Source organism: Stenomitos rutilans (assembly GCF_059505485.1).
Window position 1 is genome coordinate 90,262 of record NZ_JCACKR010000028.1, and the last position, 18,897, is coordinate 109,158.

Genomic DNA, 18,897 nt, shown 5'->3' on the forward strand with positions numbered 1-18,897 from the left:
ATACCTTCTCTTGTAAGTAGGCATCAAGCTCTGTAAAAAATGAACGGGAAGTCTGGCTAAGAAAGCTGCATCCAACACCAAGTGCTGATCACTGAGCGGTACTCCTAAGAGTCTTCAACCCGCAGCAGCCTCTGTTGAGTTGCATTATAGCGTGTACAGATTTCTCTGCCACTAAAATTGAAGAATCGATACCTGAAAGCAGGGAGGAGAGGGGTGAGGGGTAGGGAGTTTTGAGTTGAGCTTCCTCTGCTTCCCCGACTTTCCCCCGTACCCTTTGCTTCTTCCTGCCTCCTGCCTTCTGCCCTCTGCCTTCCCTTAATGCTCCAATGGTGCCAAAATCAGACGATCGCGATGTACATGCAATAACTGCAACTCTTGTCCAGACGACTGCTCTAGCATATAAATAACATGGTCGGGACGTAGCAGCGTGCCATCGTTGCGGTGACTGCCAATGTAACGAATGGCGATCGAGGCTTCCTCTTTGAGTGCATCTACCGACAGGCTAAACAGGCGATCGCGTAGATTAATGGTCTGCGTTTTACCAGACTTTGTAGTGTGCTCAAACCAGATGGCATCGGTGTTCTGTATGTCGTCTAGCCATTGTTGCCAGATCTGTAGGGAAGGTAGGGCAGCGGTCTTAGTTTCATCGTCTGCAATGCCAACTGTAATCACGTACTCTGCCTGCTCTAGCAGTTGGGTGGCAGCAGGCGCACTAACCGCTACTGATTCCACTTGGTAGACAGGGATTTCAGCCGGAAGTTGCGCTTCGAGTTTCGACCAAAAAGCCGCTAACTCCATTGGTTGAGTAAGCTCAAAATCAACAATTTCGCCAGAACTGGTGCAGCCCAGCGGCAATGCACTGGCAGGAATAATGCGTGGCCCTGGATGAAAGCCTCCAGTAAACGCGATCGGCAAGGCGGCCCGTCTCACTACGCGATCGAACAAGCGAATCAAATCAAGATGGCTCACTAGCGCCATTTCGCCCTGTTTCCCTAACCATACCCGCAACCGCTGCACACGCTGCTGATTAGGAACAAAATGTCCTGCAAACGGTGGCATTGCCGGGGGCGTTACAACGACGTTGTGTCCAAATTCGGTGCTACAGACCCCACAATGAGAGCAACCGTCAAACGAGCAATCTGGCACAGTAGCGGCCTGTAGCGCCCGTTGCAAATCGTCTTTCAGCCATTGTTTATCAATACCTGTATCCAAATGATCCCACGGGAGAGGAGCGTCGAAAAAGGGATGAGGGATAAGGGATGAGGGATGAATGTTCTTTTCATCTTTCATCCCTCCAATTTCATCCCTTTCATCCTTGCCAAACACATTCCACTCACCCTGCTCAACTTGGCGATACTTCCAATCCAGCCCAGATTCTGCGATCGCCTGCGTCCACGCAGCAAAGGCTCGATCCAGGCTTTCCCACCAGGCATCCATACCAGCACCCAGTTCCCAGGCTCGCCGAATCACTGAAGACAGGCGACGATCGCCTCTGCCCACAAAATCTTCCATTGCCGAGATGCGGACATCGGTAAAATTGACCTTCAAACCGCGCAGACGACGAAACTCTTCTTGAAGCAACCGTTGTTTGCGTACAAATTCTGCGGTTGAGACAGAATGCCATTGAAAGGGCGTGTGAGGCTTCGGTGTGAAATTAGAAATCGTGAGGTTAAAGTGCAGCCGTTTTCGGCCTTTGGTACTGCATTCCTGTTGCAACCAGCGCACAGTTTCTGCAATCCCTACCACATCAACATCGGTCTCACCAGGAAGGCCAATCATAAAATACAGTTTGACTTTCTCCCAGCCCTGTTCCCAGGCCGTTTTCACTCCTTGCAAAAGTTCCTCGTTGGTTAAGCCCTTGTTAATAATGTCCCGCAAGCGCTGAGTTCCCGCTTCAGGCGCAAACGTTAGCCCAGATTGGCGAGTACCACCGAGGATATTGGCAATGTTTTCATCAAAGCGATCGACCCGTTGGCTTGGCAACAAGAGTGAAATGTTTTCGTCCTTCAGTCGGTTTTTAATCTCCAAGCCCACCGCAGGCAGCGCCAGATAGTCTGAACAACTCAGTGACAGTAGTGAGAACTCGTTGTAGCCGGTTGCACGCATACCTTGTTCGATCGCATCCACGACCGCTGCTGGCTCTACATCCCGTGCAGGCCGCGTCAGCATCCCCGGTTGGCAGAAGCGACAACCCCGCGTGCAGCCTCGACGGATTTCTACGGTCAGACGATCGTGCACCGTTTCCACATACGGCACCAGACCGACTGCATAGGCTGGCATTGGATCGGCTACTCGTCGCAAAATACGGGCAGGCACCTCCGATCGAACTGGTTGCACAGAGCCATCTGCCGCAGACTCATAGAATTGAGGCACGTACACACCGGGAATCTGAGCCAAATCCAGCAAAAGTGCCTCTCGGTTCAAACCAGCAGCCTTTCCCTCCTCCAAAACCAGGCCGATTTCTGGCAGCAATTCCTCCCCATCGCCCAACGCAATGAAATCAAAAAAATCAGCGTAAGGCTCCGGGTTCGACGTTGCGGTTTGTCCCCCAGCAAAAATGAGCGGGTAAGCCTTATGACTTGGCTGCTTTAACGCCAAGTGTGAACCATCTGCAACGCTACTCCGCGTCTCCGCGTCTCTGCGGTTTTCTACCGACTGCCGCTCTCGCCAGGTTAATGGAATACTCGCCAGCGTCAGCATTTCAAGGATATTAGTTGCACCAAGCTCATAGCTCAGACTAAAGCCCAGAATGTCAAAGTCGATGAGAGAACGGCGTGACTCAACCGCAAAGAGCGGTGTTTGGGTCTCCCGCAGCTTTAGTGCCAGATCTGGTGCAGGTAGGTAAGCTCGATCGCACAACTGACGAGGCTGAGCATTCAAAATGTTGTAGAGGATAATGTGCCCTAGATTAGAAGCACCGACTTCATAGACTTCTGGATACGTCAGCACCCAACGAATAGACGTTGTTTCCCACGGCTTATGAACGGCACCCAACTCGTTGCCCAAATATCGAGCGGGCTTCAGAATTTCTGGAGTCAGTAACGCTTCAACAGCTACAGCCACATTCGTTCTCTCCTAACATTCAGTCGCTAATGGGTTGTAGCATCACAATCAGGTTCGCCAGACGCAGGTAACTTACACACTCAATGCATCAGATTGGGCGTTCCAGTACAGCGACTTGGTATGCTGCATGCTGACTGCCAGCCGAAACCTTATCAGCAATCGTACAGAAACCTATACGAGCTTGTTCATTGGCAACTGGAGTCAAGACCGACTTCCCTCTACCACTTTATCAACTTCAATCGTTTTGTAACTAATTTCCGACCAGCCATCTGCACACTGGGCTCGACCATTTGAAATAATACGAGGATTTTCTGAATCAGCAATATCCTTTCTGAGCCTACCGACATCTGAAGCACAGACGATAGTAATGATTCTAGATAGTCCCCCATATCGATTACGAATAACAAGTGTACCGCTCACATAGGCAGACATCCTTACACCCAAATTTCCACCACATTCATCCTGAATAGCGTAGTTGAACGCACGAGCCATTTGAAGATTAGAGTAAAAACGATAGCAGTCAGCGCGCCCCTTCAAGGAGGATGAGAACTGTCTCGAAGTCGTATACTCATTTACCTGTCGCTGGCTCATAGTAGAAACGTTAGCAATAGCATTTGGCTCTGCCTTATGACTTGAATCGCATGCTGGCAAGCAAAGTGTTACAACGATTGAGAATAAACGTACAGTACTTAGCGACTTCCACTGACGCTTAGGCAAGCAGATAAGCTCGACAAATTTTGGCATCATGACACAAACCTTACTACCGCTTTGTAGAATATTGCCGTTTAACGTTGGTTAAGATATGTCGTCAACTCCAAATAACAAAACCAGCAGGAGCACCCAGATTTGCTCATTCCTGCTGGTTATAGAGATGTCAGAACTTATAGCCGTCGTTATGTAAGGTGTGGCAGAAGCGAGTCGAAAGCTTTCTCAAACTCAGCATTTGAGCTGTTGGCTCTGTCTTGGCTGCTAGCCAAAGCTATAAGCTAAGTTAATTAGGCGATCGCTTCATCAACAGCGTGCCGTCCCTCCAAAATATCAAATACACGATCAAGTTGAGTTAACTCAAAGATAATGCGGACAGAGTGTGAGATGGAGCAAAGACTAAAGCGCTTGTTCAGTCGCTGAGCCAAGCTTAATGCAGAGACCAGTGCCATCAAACCAGCACTATCAATCGATTCGACCTGACCCATATCAACAAGCAGGCTAGAATGCTGATTTGACAAGACAGCCATATCTAATTGCTGTTGAAACGCAGTCACGTTCCCAGAATGAAGAGGGCCAGAGGGTTGAATAACCGCAGTTTGAGGACGAACGAGGACATTCTGCATAAGAAAACCTTAACTGGGAGTAGTAACCAAAAATTTTCAGCTCATGCACCCAACAATAGCCGTGGATTCTCGGTTATGCCCAGTGGTTACCCGTCATTTCGCGGAAACTTTATGTGCCACCCTGAGTTATTTAAAGTTCTTGCTAAGTAATTTCACGCAAGTATATATCAAAATACCAATGATGCGGCTGGCTGTAGGCATCGAAGTACCTATTGCCAACCGCATATTAACAAGAAGGAATGAACGCGACGGATGAAGTTTGAACCCTACAGTTCATTGTTCAAGGCGATGTGTCGTCTAATGTATCTTTTAGCACTGTTCTAGCTGCAAGATGGTTACGTGTTGATGTGAGAATCTCCGCTTCGCGGTTTAAACGAGCGGCAGTATCCTGTAATTCTAAAAGCGCTTGCTGCTCATCTGCTACGCCGTAGAGGTTACTGGCAATCCAGTAAGATAGCTCGATCGGTAAATCTGGCATGGTTTCCGGCAGTTCAATCTCTTGCCCGGTGAGCTTTGCCGAAAGCCGAACAACATCTTGAAGCAACTGCGACACATCGCTTGCTAATGGATCTAAATCAGCTTCGGGAGGGTTGTCTTCAATCCATTCAACCAAGCCAACCCGATAGGGCTTTTCGCGGACATATTCTAGGACACGAAAACGTTGCTGTCCTAGCGTTAAAACTTTCATGCGGTCGTCTGGCAACCGCTGAAATTCAATAATTTCAGCGCAGCAGCCGATCGCAGCGGGTTTACCTTGAGCTTGATCCCACATGACAACGCCAAAGCGACGATCACCTTCGAGGATCGTATTCATCATGATTCGATAGCGAAACTCAAAAATGTGGAGTGGTAGGGGCCGCCCTGGGAATAAAACCACTTCAGGCAAGGGAAAAAGAGGGAGTTCTCGAACCGCGATCGATGAAGAAGGTGCCATTAGTTATCAAGTCAGAGACAGTACTTCTTCACCTACTGTACCGTATCTAGATTGAAGCGGGGCAGCAGTAGCGGGATTCTTGCTGATGCCTTTAAGGTATAAAAAAGATCGAAATAGACTTGTCGATTTGTGTGAGTACGTAGTTAGTGGCAATCGACTAGTAAACCAAGGCAGAGTAAGCATTGCTTACCCTACCGCCTCTAAAGCTTCACTTCGATATCAACACCCGCAGGCAAATCCAGCTTCATCAATGCATCGATCGTTTTTGAAGAAGGCTGATAAATGTCGATAATCCGCTGGTGTGTACGGGTTTCAAAATGCTCACGGGAATCTTTATCGACGTGAGGCGAACGAAGCACGCAATAAATGCGTCGCCTTGTGGGAAGAGGAATGGGGCCGATCGCGGTTGCATTCGTCCGATTGGCCGTATCAACAATCTTTTCACACGACGTGTCAAGTAAACGGCGATCAAAGGCTTTCAGTCGAATCCGAATCTTTTGCTGCTGGATAGTTGCCATTTGGAGTTAAGTCTAAATTGTCAAGGTACTGCCTAACCGATAGCTGACAGCTATCAGAGTAATGTAGCTAAAAGCGTATCATGGTCGTCTTTGGAGTTTCGATAACAGGCAGTCAGCTAGCAGCAGGCAGAAACAAGGCTGACCGCTGCTAGCTGACCGCTGCTAGCTATTATTTGAGAATTTTGGCGACGACACCCGCACCAACGGTACGACCACCCTCACGAATGGCAAAGCGCATGCCCTGCTCAATCGCGATCGGGTTGATGAGTTCAACAGTCATCTTGATGCGATCACCCGGCATCACCATTTCGGCTTCGCCACCTTCATCTGTCGTGAAGTCGCTGATCGTACCCGTCACATCCGTGGTTCGCACATAGAATTGAGGGCGGTAGCCAGGGAAAAACGGAGTGTGACGGCCACCTTCTTCCTTCTTCAAGATGTACACCTCAGACTCAAACTTGGTGTGAGGCGTAATCGATTTTGGCTTAGCAATGACCATGCCGCGCTCAATATCGTCTTTTTGTAGACCGCGCAACAAAACACCCGCATTGTCGCCAGCCATCCCCTTCTCAAGGCTCTTCTTGAACATTTCAATACCCGTCACGGTCGTCGAACGAGTGTCACGGATACCAACCAGCTCAACAGTATCGCCAACTTTGACTTCGCCCCGCTCAATCCGGCCTGTAGCCACCGTGCCTCGACCCGTAATCGAGAAGACATCTTCCACTGCCATCAAGAAGGGCTTGTCAATGTCACGCTCTGGAGTGGGGATGTAGGAATCGACGTTGTCCATCAATTCATAGATTTTGTCAACCCACTCGTTTTCGCCACGCTTTGTCTTGGGGTTGGCAGTCATGGCTTCTAACGCTTGCAGCGCAGAACCAGCCACGATTGGGATGTCGTCACCAGGGAAATCATAGGAGCTTAGTAGCTCGCGTACTTCCAGTTCAACCAGTTCTAAAAGCTCGTCGTCGTCTACCATATCCTTCTTGTTCAGGAAGACCACCAGGCGGGGTACGCCGACCTGTCTTGCCAGAAGGATGTGTTCACGCGTTTGAGGCATGGGACCATCAGCAGCAGACACGACCAGGATGCCACCATCCATTTGTGCGGCTCCCGTGATCATGTTCTTCACGTAGTCAGCATGTCCGGGGCAATCGACGTGTGCATAGTGACGATCGGCTGTCTCGTATTCAACGTGAGCCGTATTAATCGTGATGCCCCGCGCTTTTTCTTCGGGTGCTGCATCGATTTCATCGTACTTTTTAGCAGCCGCCTGACCCAAAGCCGATAGAGTCATTGTAATTGCAGCCGTCAGCGTTGTTTTACCGTGGTCAACGTGACCAATGGTACCAATGTTGACGTGGGGTTTATTCCGTTCAAACTTTGCACGTGCCATGAGTTACTTATTCCTCTTCCTGATTATGCGTTCCCTTTACTTTTAGCAATGATAGTCTCAGCCACACTGCGAGGCACCTCATCATAGTGGCTAAACTCCATTGTGAATATGCCTCGACCCTGCGTCATTGACCGTATATCTGTAGCATATCCAAACATCTCTGCCAGTGGAACCTTTGTGGTCACTTTGGCAAGTCCCTGCTCGACTCCTTGTGCTTCAATCTGACCTCGACGCGAAATCAAATTGCCCATGACAGGACCCAAAAAGTCTTCGGGAACCTCAACTTCAACCTTCATCATAGGCTCTAGCAGAACGGGTGAAGCCTTCATCACAGCGCTCTTGATTGCCATCGAACCCGCAATCTTAAACGCCATTTCAGAAGAATCGACATCATGATACGAACCATCAACCAGAGTCGCCTTCAGGTCAATGACAGGATAGCCAGCCAGGATGCCCGATTCGCAAGCTTCTTTCATCCCTTGTTCTGCGGGACCAATGTACTCTTTCGGTACAGTACCACCGACAATCTTCGAGACAAATTCAAAGCCACTACCAGGTTCAGTAGGCTCTAGCTCGATCACAACGTGACCGTATTGCCCTTTCCCACCACTTTGGCGTACAAACTTACCTTCGGCCTTAACTGGCTTACGAACCGTTTCACGGTACGCCACCTGCGGGGCACCGACATTCGCTTCGACCTTAAATTCCCGCAGCATCCGATCGACGAGAATCTCCAGGTGGAGTTCGCCCATCCCAGCGATCACCGTTTGGTTTGTTTCGGGATCAACGTTGACTCGAAAGGTGGGATCTTCCTCGGATAAGGACTGGAGTGCTTTGGAAAGCTTCTCCATGTCTTGCTTGGTCTTGGGTTCTACCGCGACTGAGATGACTGGTTCAGGGATAAAGAGCGATTCAAGGATGATCGGTGCATGATCATCACAAATGGTATCGCCAGTGAAGGTGTCCTTAAGACCCAGCACAGCACCCAAATCACCCGCCCGCATTTCATCGACTTCAATGCGATCGTCTGCTTTGAGAATAATCAGACGGGACACCCGCTCTTTCTTATCCTTCGTGGAGTTCAGCACATAGCTGCCTTTCTTCAACACACCGGAGTAAACCCGGATGAATGTCAGGCGGCCGTAAGGGTCAGCCATGATTTTGAAGGCCAGAGCAGACATCGGTTCTTCATCATCCGCATGACGTTCAGCCACCGTGCCATCGGTTAAATGGCCTTGAATAGGCGGCACATCGATCGGCGCAGGCAGATAGTCAATCACCGCGTCTAGCAGCAGTTGTACCCCTTTGTTTTTAAAGGCAGAACCACACAGCATCGGCACGATCGCGCCATCAATGGTTCCTTTACGCAAAGCTGCTTTAATTTCAGCCTCAGTTAATTCCTCGCCTTCCAGATACTTTTCCGTTAAGGTGTCATCCGTTTCCGCCACAGACTCGACAAGCTTTAAGCGATACTCTGCCGCCAGAGCCTGCATCTCTTCAGGAATCTCTAGCTCCTCAATATCGGTTCCAAGGTCGTTGTTGTAAATGAACGCACGCATGCGCACCAGGTCAACAATCCCTTTTAAAGCATTTTCACTGCCGATCGGTAATTGAATCGGCACGGCATTTGCACGCAGACGATCGCGAATTTGCCCGTAAACCTTGTAAAAGTTTGCTCCGGTGCGATCCATCTTGTTCACAAACACGATCCGAGGCACCTTGTAGCGATCAGCTTGCCGCCAAACAGTCTCCGATTGTGGCTGCACGCCGCCAACCGAGCAGAAAACAGCAATGACACCATCCAAAACGCGCATCGAACGCTCGACTTCGATCGTGAAGTCAACGTGCCCAGGCGTATCAATAATGTTGATTTGATGATCCTTCCAGCTCGTACTGATCGCAGCAGCCGTAATCGTGATTCCACGCTCCCGCTCTTGCGCCATCCAGTCGGTAGTAGCGGTTCCTTCGTGAACCTCTCCAATTTTATGAACCACACCGGAATAAAACAGAATCCGTTCAGTCGTTGTGGTTTTGCCAGCATCAATGTGAGCGGCGATCCCAATGTTGCGGACTCGCTCGATCGGAACGGTACGTGGCACAACTACCTCCTTAGTCTTTGCCGCAGTCGCTATTGCTTCACTGCTTCTATTAAGATTTTATACTTTCTCAGTGGAATTGAGGGTGGTGATTCCCGCACAGAGAGCCTAGTAGCGGTAGTGAGCGAATGCCTTGTTGGCTTCAGCCATACGATGTGTTTCTTCACGCTTGCGGATAGCACTGCCCGTTTCATTGGCAGCATCCATCAACTCATTGGCGAGCTTGCTCGCCATCGCACGTCCTGGTCGCTGACGCGAATATTGAATCAGCCAGCGCAGTGCCAACGCCGTACCACGGTCAGACCGAACTTCCATCGGCACTTGATAGGTAGCACCCCCGACACGGCGCGCTTTCACTTCTACCAAAGGCGTCGCATTCTTGACAGCCCGTTCAAACACCTCAATCGGATCAGCCCCCGTACGTTGTGCGATCGCTTCAAACGCATCGTAAATAATGTGTGAAGCAACGGACTTCTTACCGTGGTGCATGATGCGTCGAACCATCATGCTGACCAGACGAGAATTATGAACCGGATCAGGGGGAACAGTGCGTTTCTGAATGGAAGTGCGACGAGACATAGTAGACCTTGAAAAGTAAAACGTGAAGGACTAGCGCTGCAATAAAGCATTAATTTGGACTGACGGTCTAGCCAATCAGAGTGCTCACTCGATTGGAGACTAACAAAAGCCTACTAAGACCAGAGATTGCGCCAAACGCAAAACGAGGTTGCGGAACGTGTTGACGATTAAAAGTATGAAAAGCCTGACCTACTTCTTAGGACGCTTTGCACCATACTTAGAGCGACCCTGCTTGCGGTCTTTAACACCAGCCGTATCCAGGGTACCGCGGATAATATGATATCGCACACCTGGGAGATCCTTTACGCGACCACCTCTAATCATCACAACAGAGTGCTCTTGCAGGTTATGGCCGATCCCTGGAATGTAGGCGGTAACCTCGTAACCAGACGTTAATCGAACCCTAGCCACTTTGCGTAGTGCTGAATTAGGCTTCTTGGGTGTGGTTGTATAGACCCGCGTGCAAACACCACGGCGTTGAGGGCAACTCTTCAAAGCGGGGGATTTAGTCTTCTTCTGCGTTTTCTGACGCTCAGTGCGAATGAGTTGCTGAATAGTGGGCATGGTACGAGACGCGTGCGGTGCGGTTAGCTAACTTTTTACAAACTATAATAGTACCGACAAGTTCTGGCGAATGTCAACCAAAGATTTATTTGAAGTGCAAGCTGCAAAGGGGAGCGCTTGCGTAACACGCTTAAGCCGTTCAAGGGGTTGGTTCGCCTAGAGAGAAGGCGTTTCCGCACCCACAGCTTCGGATTGCGTTTGGGTTGTGAAAGCGAAAGCCTCCCCCCATCAAGTCTTCTGAGTAGTCTAATGTGAGACCTGTAACGGCTGAAAGGCTGTGAGCGTCTATTACAACCTGAATCCCGCTACAGCTAAACAACTCGTCGTTTGAATGTACAACCATGTCGAAGGTCATCACGTAGGAGAGCGATAAGCAGGCACTTGGCTGGATGCCAAGGCGAAACAACAGTTCGGGATTGTTTCGCTTGGCTTTCAGGCGCAGAATCTCGCTAATTGCAGCTTGGCTGAGGTGTATCATCGCCGGAAGTCAAAAAAGAAAGCTACTCTGAACTTACCCTACAGCAATCTGAGGCGATAGGATTGCTAAGGTGAAGCGCTTTGAGTAGCTTTGAAGACACAAGAACTGAAGCTAACACAAGCCACAGGTTAAGCTAACGCTGTACGTGAGCTATTTGGCGCGAGCGTAGTCATCTTGAAACCGCACAATGTCATCTTCTCCTAGATACTCCCCATTCTGCACTTCGATCAAGACGAGGGGAATCACACCAGGGTTTTCTAGCCGATGAGCCGTGCATTGAGGTACGTAGGTAGATTGGTTGCTGCTCAGAACGTGTTCTTGATCGCCACAGACAACTTTTGCTGTTCCGGAGACAACAATCCAGTGTTCACTGCGGTGATGGTGCATCTGTAGGCTCAGGCGATGACCAGGCTTTACTTCAATACGCTTAATCTTGTAGCCTCGCCCTTCTTCCAAAATCGTGAAAGCGCCCCAAGGTCTTAACTCTGTGGCTGCAACTATTTTTTGAGTACTGGCAAGAGGCACCAGGGAAGAGGTTTGGAGGTCTTGGGATTGAACCATGATTGCTGTCTCTTTAAGAGGTGTTCTACTGGAAGTAATCAAGACGCTGAATGCGGGACGTAGTTTCCGTGCCTTTGTCCAAACGGAGTTATGAACCAAAGCTTAGAGTTGGATATGGAAAGGCACAGTAAGCGTGTAGTGGTGACAGACATCAACATACTTCCGACGATAACCCTAGCAAATTCCCCCACCTTGTTAAGCCTGTATCTCATTGGCTTAACTGAATACACACGTAATCTTTATAGAATTTATGTGTGAAGGTATAAAAATAGACTGCTTTTACCAGACCGTTCACAGCAGCAGGGTTAACGGCCTGGTTGAACGATGATGCCGATGCCGTCATGAACGCGTGCTGCTGTCCGAGGTAGACGATCGAGGAGTTGTCCGCCCAGATATAGCGTGGTAGAGCTACCTCCATCGAGATTGAGCGCATTGACAGCACCTAACTGCTGCATAATTTGAGCCATATCAGTCAGTGTGGCTCCGGTTCCGTCTAAATTTGTGTGTACAGCAGCGATGAGGAGATTGCCATCAGCGGTCTGCCCGATCGCGCTACGGCTTGCTTTCTCAATCGCAAAGGCATTGCTAAATTGTTCGGCTTTGGGATCTAAGACGATCTGACGGTTTTGGAGCAGCAGCGGCCCACCGCCAATGATTTGGTCGTAACGGCTAAATTCGGGTGGTGTAATAGTCGTTTCTAGTTTCAACCCTGTTCCGACTGTGAGCACTGTAGCGGCATTGCGATTCGATCGCACGGCTAGCAGATACCCATTTGCCGGAACTGGTACAGCATTGCTGCCAGCACTACCCGCAGGCTGCTGGTTAATCACTTTGTCATTTTGCACCGTAACCAGAATTTCATTATCTGTAAAGGGGCTATAGCTGTTACCCCAATCACTGGTATACCGGGCGATGCCCGCTTGAACGTAGGCACTGTTGAGATGGGTAAGCGGTAGTCGCTGTCCGTTCGGAGTCACGATCGTTTCCTGGAGGGTGAGGCGGGCAAACTTTGTGTCACCTGTGGTATTCCAGGCGATCGCGCCACGACCCAAAATGGGACCAGAGAGCCAGCGTCCATCTAGCCGCACAGCACCGAGCGGTAATTGATTATTACGATTGAAAAACCCACCGTTAATGGCGGCTGCGACTTGAGCTTGTTGAGCGGTTCGCAGTAGAGGGGCTGTGCCGATAAGAGTGCCAGGATTTGGCAGAATCGGTTTCAGACTAATACCAGGTTGTCGGGGATCAACGGCTAGCCAGATGACTGGAAAGCGTGCGGTTCCAAGGGTGAGTGTTTGAGTCCGCCAGCGAAGCCCTGGTGCCCAAAGAATGTCACGATCAACCAGTGTATCTGGACGAATATCGACAATGAGTCGGTTGGGGTTGGGTAGGCTCCACGCGCGCGGACGCAAAGCACTGGAGAGCGTCAGCCGAAGGCGCGACTGGCTTGCACCAGGTTCGATACTGATAGAGCTGAGCCGATTGCCCATAACCGATTTAAAGCTTTGTAAGACCGTAGCGGCAACTTGAGCGTCCAGCGTCAAAACAACCTGCTGATCTTGTTGATCGACTTGCCAGGGTGTGGCGCGATCGAGTTCAAGCACGAGACGATCGCCCCAGGGTTGCCTGCCCTGCCGCACGGCTGTCACGGTTGCTGGTGGTGAAGTGATCTGGAGGGTGGCACCGTTGGGTTGCAATTGCCAGCCTGATCGCTGCGCCAGATCGGTGATGTCTAGATATCGTAAGGCCCCTGTAAGCCGTGTACCAAGATTCAGTGGAGCGGCAACGGGATCAGAAAACCACTGCACAGGTTGCCTGGTAGCATCGGCTGTGTTGAGTAACTCAACCCCGATCGCCTGTGAAAGTCCTGCGTCTGTGATGCCAAAGCGTGGCCCACCCGCAGTCCATTGTGTCCAGGCAGCAGTTAAGGGGCGACCGTTCAATAGAATTTGAGTGCCTGTCTGACTCTGTACAGGAAGTGATGGCACTTGACTGAGACGGTTGTGATGGCTTGGGGATGATTGATCACGAGGTGCGGCAATGACCATTGCACCTGGCTGGCTCAACCAACTGACGCAAAGAAAACTAGCGGTAAGGGAGAACCAGCAATTAATCGGTGATCGCCCCGTGCGATCGTCGATCGGAGACTCAAATTGTTTAAACCAATTGTTCATATAGCGATCCTATTTGATTTGTGAACATGATTTTGGCTTAGCTTTCAGCTCTCAGCTTTAAATTCCAGGCTGACCGCTGATGCATGATTTTGGCTTAGCTTTCAGCTTTTAGCTTTAAATTTCGGGCTGACCGCTGATGTTCAACCGCTGAAGTCCAACCGCTAAAAGCCGCAAACCAATCTAGAGCACCTTTCACAAACTACGTGGGCAAAGGGGCTGTTCTCCTTACCGTATAGATTCTATGTAGAATCAGAATAGATTCACTCGTGGGTTTCAAAGACTGCTAGCGATCGACGGTGCTTCAGTCTTTCAGTGAAGAGCATTGCAGTTTAGAACGTGAGAGAGTTGGATGTCATTCAGCTCTTAAGGTGAACCCATATACAGATTTTGAATCCTTTGAAAGAATAGGGTGACATTCTCCACACTTTGAGGATTTGCCCAAAGGTTTAGCTTTGGACTCGCAATGAAAGCGCTAGCTCAGCGCTAATCAGTTACACCGCACCTTTGATCAACAAACGGAACCAAGCCATCTCATGGATAGAACAACTGTGAATCAAGACCAAAAGCAGGAAACAGGTGGGTATGCTGGTCAGCGCTGGTTAGTAGAAGAACGCGATGCCTGTGGGGTAGGCTTCATTGTCGATCGCCAGGGTCGCACAAGTCACGATCTCGTTGAGAAAGCGCTCTCAGCCTTGGCCTGTCTGGAGCATCGCGGTGGCTGTAGCGCCGATCAGGATTCAGGCGATGGGGCTGGGTTAATGACGGCTATTCCCTGGGAACTTCTAGTTCAGTGGCTGACAAATGAGGGGCTTGAGATGCCGCCCAGAAAGCAGGTAGGGGTTGGCATGGTCTTTCTACCCGCAAAAGAAGAGGCTGCCGTTGTCGCCCGTCGAGTCTTTGAGCAGGTTGCCGCAGAGGAAGGGCTGACTGTGCTTGGCTGGCGGGTTGTACCGACGTTGCCGAACCTTTTAGGCAGACAAGCCCGCGAAAATTTACCGCAGATTGAACAGGTGCTGGTGCGATCGTCGCTGGAGGGTGAAGCGCTGGAACGGCAGCTTTACCTGACCCGCAAACGCGCTCATGCGAAGGCACCTACCGAGGTTCAAGGTTCTGCTCTGCAAGATGAGGTTTCAGATCTCTATATCTGCTCATTCTCGAACCGCACGATCATCTACAAAGGCATGGTGCGATCGGCAGTGCTGGGTGAGTTCTACCTTGATTTCAAACAACCAGAATACAAAAGTACGTTTGCAGTCTATCATCGTCGCTTTAGCACCAATACGCTGCCCAAATGGCCTCTGGCACAGCCTATGCGCTTGCTGGGGCACAATGGCGAAATCAATACACTGTTGGGCAACGTCAACTGGATGATGGCGCGGGAAGCCGATTTGGAGCACTCTTGCTGGGGCGATCGCCTCATTGACTTAAAGCCTGCCGTTAACCTCGACAATAGCGACTCTGCGAACCTGGATAACGTGTTTGAACTGCTGGTGCGATCGGGTCGCAGCCCTCAAGAAGCAATGATGATCATGGTGCCCGAAGCCTATCAAAATCAGCCGGATCTGGCCGATCATCCCGAAATTGTTGACTTCTACGAATACTACAGCGGCATTCAGGAACCCTGGGATGGGCCAGCGCTATTGGTATTTAGTGACGGTAAGGTAGTGGGTGCGACGCTCGATCGCAACGGGTTGCGCCCCGCTCGTTACAGCATTACGCGAGATGGCTACATCGTCGTGGCTTCTGAAGCAGGCGTGGTCGATCTGCCCGAAGCAGACGTGATTGAGAAGGGGCGTTTAGGGCCTGGTCAGATGATTGCCGTTGATCTGGAGACGCACGAAATTCAGAAAAACTGGGAAATCAAGCAGCGGGTTGCCAGCGCCAAGCCTTACGGTGAGTGGCTCAAGCAAAATCGCTATGACCTGAAGCACGAGCCGTTTGCTGAAAATGTGCCCTCTATTCTACAAGGGGACTTGCTGCGCTATCAAACAGCCTTTGGCTACACCGCAGAGGACGTAGAAATGATTATCCAGGAGATGGGCGCTCAGGGCAAGGAGCCGACCTTCTGTATGGGGGATGATATTCCGCTGGCGGTGCTGTCTGAAAAACCGCGCCTGCTGTACGACTACTTCAAACAGCGGTTTGCTCAGGTGACAAACCCACCGATCGATCCCTTGCGAGAAAAGCTGGTAATGTCACTAGCGATTCAACTAGGTGAACGGGGCAATTTGCTTGAAGAGGGTGCGAAGTATGCCCATCTGCTCAAGCTGGAATCGCCTGTTCTAAACGATGCCGAACTCGATCAGATTCGTCACTCTCGGTTTGAAACGGCTGACCTTTCCACGCTGTTCGAACTCTCGCAAGGGCCTGATGGGTTGCAGCGAGCCGTCACGGCCCTTTGCCAAAACGCCGCAGAAGCGGTTCGTGCAGGCAAGAAAATTCTGATCTTGAGCGATCGCTCAGGTCACGCGGGGAATATCGGCCTCAGTGAGGACTATACCTACATTCCGCCGCTGCTGGCGATCGGAGCGGTGCATCATCATCTGATTCGTCAGGGCTTACGCATGAAAGCCTCGCTGATTGCCGATACCGCTCAGTGTTGGAGTACCCATCATTTTGCGTGTCTCATTGGGTACGGAGCCAGTGCCGCTTGTCCGTACTTAGCGTTAGAAACGGTGCGTCAGTGGTGGACTGACCCCAAAACCCAGAGCTTTATGGAGCGGGGCAAGCTCAAGGCGATTACCCTGTCAGCCGCACAGGGCAACTTCCGTAAGGCGATCGAAGACGGACTGCTCAAAATTCTCTCCAAGATGGGCATTTCGCTCCTGGTCAGCTACCACGGTGCCCAAATTTTTGAAGCGATCGGCATTGGTGGCGATTTGCTACACCTCGGCTTTTCTGGCACGGCCTCACGCTTAGGCGGCTTGAGCGTGGCAGATTTGGCGCAAGAAGTGGTTTCGTTTCACCAGCGGGCGTTTCCAGCACTCCACGGCAAGAAGCTGGAAAACTACGGCTTCTTCAACTATCGTCCCGGCGGCGAATATCACATGAACAGCCCCGAAATGGCGAAATATCTGCACAAAGCCGTTGCAGACAAAAGCTATGACCACTACACGCTGTACCAGAAGTATCTGGAAGAGCGTCCGTTGACAGCCTTACGAGATTTGCTGGATGTGAAGAGCGATCGCCCCTCGATTCCGCTAGACGAAGTAGAGCCTGCGAGTGCGATCGTGCAACGCTTTTGTACGGGTGGCATGTCGTTAGGCGCGTTGTCACGAGAGGCACACGAAACGCTGGCGATCGCCATGAACCGGATTGGTGGCAAATCCAACTCTGGTGAAGGGGGCGAAGATCCGACGCGCTTCCAGGTGTTGAGCGATGTGGATAACCAGGGGCATTCTCCCGTGTTTCCCCATCTCAACGGTTTGCGGAATGGTGACACCGCGAATTCTGCCATCAAGCAAGTGGCATCGGGTCGCTTTGGCGTGACACCCGAATATTTAATGAGCGCCAAACAGCTTGAAATTAAGATGGCGCAGGGTGCAAAACCCGGTGAAGGCGGACAACTTCCTGGACCGAAGGTGAGTCCGTATATTGCCATGTTGCGTCGCTCAAAGCCCGGTGTAACCCTGATTTCGCCACCGCCTCATCACGACATTTACTCGATCGAGGATCTGGCACAGCTCATCTTTGACTTACACCAAATCAATCCTGAAGCGCAGGTTTCGGTCAAGCTCGTTGCAGAAGTGGGAATTGGCACAGTCGCTGCTGGGGTAGCCAAAGCTAATGCGGACATTATTCAGATCTCGGGGCACGACGGCGGTACAGGTGCCTCGCCGCTGAGTTCGATCAAACACGCGGGGAGTCCGTGGGAACTGGGGCTAACAGAAGTCCATCGGGCGCTGATGCAAAACGAACTGCGCGATCGAGTGCTGCTACGAGTCGATGGTGGCATTAAAACGGGTTGGGATGTTGTCATGGCAGCATTAATGGGCGGTGAAGAGTTTGGCTTTGGCTCCATTGCGATGATTGCCGAAGGCTGCATTATGGCCCGCATTTGCCATACCAACAACTGCCCGGTTGGGGTTGCCAGCCAGCGCGATGAGCTACGCAAACGGTTTCCTGGAATGCCAGAGCAGGTCGTCAATTTCTTCTTTTTCATTGCCGAAGAAGCCCGATCGCTGCTGGCAAAGCTGGGCTACCGCTCCTTGAATGACATCATTGGTCGCGCTGACCTCTTGAAAGTGCGGGAAGGTGTCACCATTCCCAAAACCCAACGCTTGAACCTCGATTGCCTGACGCAACTGCCCGATACGCGGGACGATCGCTCCTGGCTGGTACATGAATCGGTACACAGCAACGGCTTTGTGCTGGATGATCAACTCTTGAGCGATCCAGACATTCAGGCCGCGATCGCCAACCAGTCCAGCGTGACCAAAACGATCGATGTAGTTAACACGGATCGGACGATCGGCACCCGTTTGGCAGGTGCGATCGCGCGTCAATACGGCAATAACGGCTTTGGTGGGCACATTACGCTGAACGTCAAAGGGAGCGTGGGTCAGAGCTTTGGTGCCTTTAATCTTCCAGGCATGACGCTCCATTTGGAAGGGGAGGCCAACGACTATGTGGGTAAAGGCTTACACGGGGGCGATATCGTCATCGTCCCGCCTGCTGCTGCCACCTACAACCCCTCCGAAAACGTCATTATTGGCAACACCTGCCTTTACGGCGCAACGGGTGGCACGCTCTTTGCCTATGGTCAGGCGGGTGAACGCTTCGCCGTGCGCAACTCCAAAGCACAGGCCGTCGTCGAAGGGGCGGGCGACCACTGCTGCGAATACATGACGGGGGGTATCATCGTTGTGCTGGGTCATACCGGACGCAACGTGGGTGCAGGCATGACGGGCGGTCTGGCCTACTTTTTGGACGAAGATGGCACGTTCCCCACGAAAGTTAACCCTGAAATTGTGAAAGTCCAGCGCATGACAGCACCTGCCGGAGAGCAACAGTTGAAAGAGTTGATTGAGGCGCACGCCGATCGCACGGGTAGCCAAAACGCCAAAACCATCCTGGCGAACTGGGCAGACTACCTACCTAAGTTCTGGCAACTGGTGCCACCCTCTGAAAAAGACTCCCCCGAAGCAAACCCCGAAGCCATCACTGAAAAAGTGCTCACGCAAGTGCAGTAAGCATGCGC

General features: G+C 51.1%; 13 protein-coding genes. 1 reads left to right on the forward strand and 12 read right to left on the reverse strand.

The genetic code is table 11. The annotated features are described in order from the left end of the window. Positions 1-315: 315 nt before the first annotated feature. The 12 genes from AC5JLP_RS04170 to AC5JLP_RS04225 form a co-directional block, all read right to left on the reverse strand. The gene (locus AC5JLP_RS04170) at positions 316-3,063 is read right to left on the reverse strand and encodes a TIGR03936 family radical SAM-associated protein (RefSeq protein ID WP_496066646.1); all 2,748 of its coding nucleotides are present in this window, start codon (positions 3,061-3,063) and stop codon (positions 316-318) included. Positions 3,064-3,264: 201 nt separating this feature from the next. After that, positions 3,265-3,810, reverse strand: a complete 546-nt coding sequence (locus tag AC5JLP_RS04175; RefSeq protein WP_496066647.1) for a hypothetical protein — start codon at positions 3,808-3,810, stop codon at positions 3,265-3,267. 248 nt (positions 3,811-4,058) lie between these two features. Next, complete coding sequence (locus tag AC5JLP_RS04180) at positions 4,059-4,394, reverse strand: STAS domain-containing protein (RefSeq protein WP_496066648.1); 336 nt, start codon at positions 4,392-4,394, stop codon at positions 4,059-4,061. A gap of 280 nt (positions 4,395-4,674) precedes the next feature. Beyond that, positions 4,675-5,328: an LON peptidase substrate-binding domain-containing protein gene (locus AC5JLP_RS04185; RefSeq protein ID WP_496066649.1), complete on the reverse strand. Its 654-nt coding sequence runs from the start codon at positions 5,326-5,328 to the stop codon at positions 4,675-4,677. A gap of 200 nt (positions 5,329-5,528) precedes the next feature. Then, entirely contained in the window at positions 5,529-5,846 is a 318-nt protein-coding gene (gene rpsJ / locus AC5JLP_RS04190; protein ID WP_008179644.1) for a 30S ribosomal protein S10, read from the reverse strand. A 169-nt stretch (positions 5,847-6,015) separates the two neighbouring features. Next, positions 6,016-7,245: an elongation factor Tu gene (tuf, locus tag AC5JLP_RS04195; protein WP_496066650.1), complete on the reverse strand. Its 1,230-nt coding sequence runs from the start codon at positions 7,243-7,245 to the stop codon at positions 6,016-6,018. Positions 7,246-7,268: 23 nt separating this feature from the next. After that, a complete protein-coding gene (fusA, locus tag AC5JLP_RS04200) occupies positions 7,269-9,344 on the reverse strand; it encodes an elongation factor G (protein WP_496066651.1) in 2,076 nt (691 codons plus the stop codon). Positions 9,345-9,449: 105 nt separating this feature from the next. Beyond that, a complete protein-coding gene (gene rpsG / locus AC5JLP_RS04205) occupies positions 9,450-9,920 on the reverse strand; it encodes a 30S ribosomal protein S7 (RefSeq protein ID WP_496066652.1) in 471 nt (156 codons plus the stop codon). Positions 9,921-10,109: 189 nt separating this feature from the next. After that, positions 10,110-10,484, reverse strand: a complete 375-nt coding sequence (gene rpsL, locus AC5JLP_RS04210) for a 30S ribosomal protein S12 (RefSeq protein WP_496066653.1) — start codon at positions 10,482-10,484, stop codon at positions 10,110-10,112. A gap of 139 nt (positions 10,485-10,623) precedes the next feature. Continuing rightward, positions 10,624-10,962 carry a HesB/IscA family protein gene (locus AC5JLP_RS04215; protein WP_496066654.1) on the reverse strand — a complete coding sequence of 113 codons (339 nt, stop codon included), beginning with the start codon at positions 10,960-10,962 and terminating at the stop codon, positions 10,624-10,626. A 150-nt stretch (positions 10,963-11,112) separates the two neighbouring features. Beyond that, positions 11,113-11,523 (reverse strand): phosphomannose isomerase type II C-terminal cupin domain, encoded by a 411-nt coding sequence (locus tag AC5JLP_RS04220; RefSeq protein ID WP_496066655.1) that lies wholly within the window; start codon positions 11,521-11,523, stop codon positions 11,113-11,115. Positions 11,524-11,828: 305 nt separating this feature from the next. Beyond that, positions 11,829-13,697 carry a phosphodiester glycosidase family protein gene (locus AC5JLP_RS04225; RefSeq protein ID WP_496066656.1) on the reverse strand — a complete coding sequence of 623 codons (1,869 nt, stop codon included), beginning with the start codon at positions 13,695-13,697 and terminating at the stop codon, positions 11,829-11,831. Positions 13,698-14,230: 533 nt separating this feature from the next. Between AC5JLP_RS04225 and AC5JLP_RS04230 the strand changes: the two genes are divergently transcribed. Continuing rightward, on the forward strand, positions 14,231-18,889 hold the full coding sequence (locus AC5JLP_RS04230) for a glutamate synthase-related protein (RefSeq protein ID WP_496066657.1): 4,659 nt from the start codon (positions 14,231-14,233) through the stop codon (positions 18,887-18,889). Positions 18,890-18,897: the final 8 nt, after the last annotated feature.

Excerpts from the sequence above, each read along its gene's own strand:
- AC5JLP_RS04175 (WP_496066647.1), bottom strand. The coding sequence starts at position 3,810 with ATGATGCCAAAATTTGTCGAGCTTATCTGCTTGCCTAAGCGTCAGTGG.
- AC5JLP_RS04180 (WP_496066648.1), bottom strand. The coding sequence starts at position 4,394 with ATGCAGAATGTCCTCGTTCGTCCTCAAACTGCGGTTATTCAACCCTCT.
- AC5JLP_RS04185 (WP_496066649.1), bottom strand. The coding sequence starts at position 5,328 with ATGGCACCTTCTTCATCGATCGCGGTTCGAGAACTCCCTCTTTTTCCC.
- rpsJ (WP_008179644.1), bottom strand. The coding sequence starts at position 5,846 with ATGGCAACTATCCAGCAGCAAAAGATTCGGATTCGACTGAAAGCCTTT.
- tuf (WP_496066650.1), bottom strand. The coding sequence starts at position 7,245 with ATGGCACGTGCAAAGTTTGAACGGAATAAACCCCACGTCAACATTGGT.
- rpsG (WP_496066652.1), bottom strand. The coding sequence starts at position 9,920 with ATGTCTCGTCGCACTTCCATTCAGAAACGCACTGTTCCCCCTGATCCG.
- rpsL (WP_496066653.1), bottom strand. The coding sequence starts at position 10,484 with ATGCCCACTATTCAGCAACTCATTCGCACTGAGCGTCAGAAAACGCAG.
- AC5JLP_RS04215 (WP_496066654.1), bottom strand. The coding sequence starts at position 10,962 with ATGATACACCTCAGCCAAGCTGCAATTAGCGAGATTCTGCGCCTGAAA.
- AC5JLP_RS04220 (WP_496066655.1), bottom strand. The coding sequence starts at position 11,523 with ATGGTTCAATCCCAAGACCTCCAAACCTCTTCCCTGGTGCCTCTTGCC.
- AC5JLP_RS04225 (WP_496066656.1), bottom strand. The coding sequence starts at position 13,697 with ATGAACAATTGGTTTAAACAATTTGAGTCTCCGATCGACGATCGCACG.
- AC5JLP_RS04230 (WP_496066657.1), top strand. The coding sequence starts at position 14,231 with ATGGATAGAACAACTGTGAATCAAGACCAAAAGCAGGAAACAGGTGGG.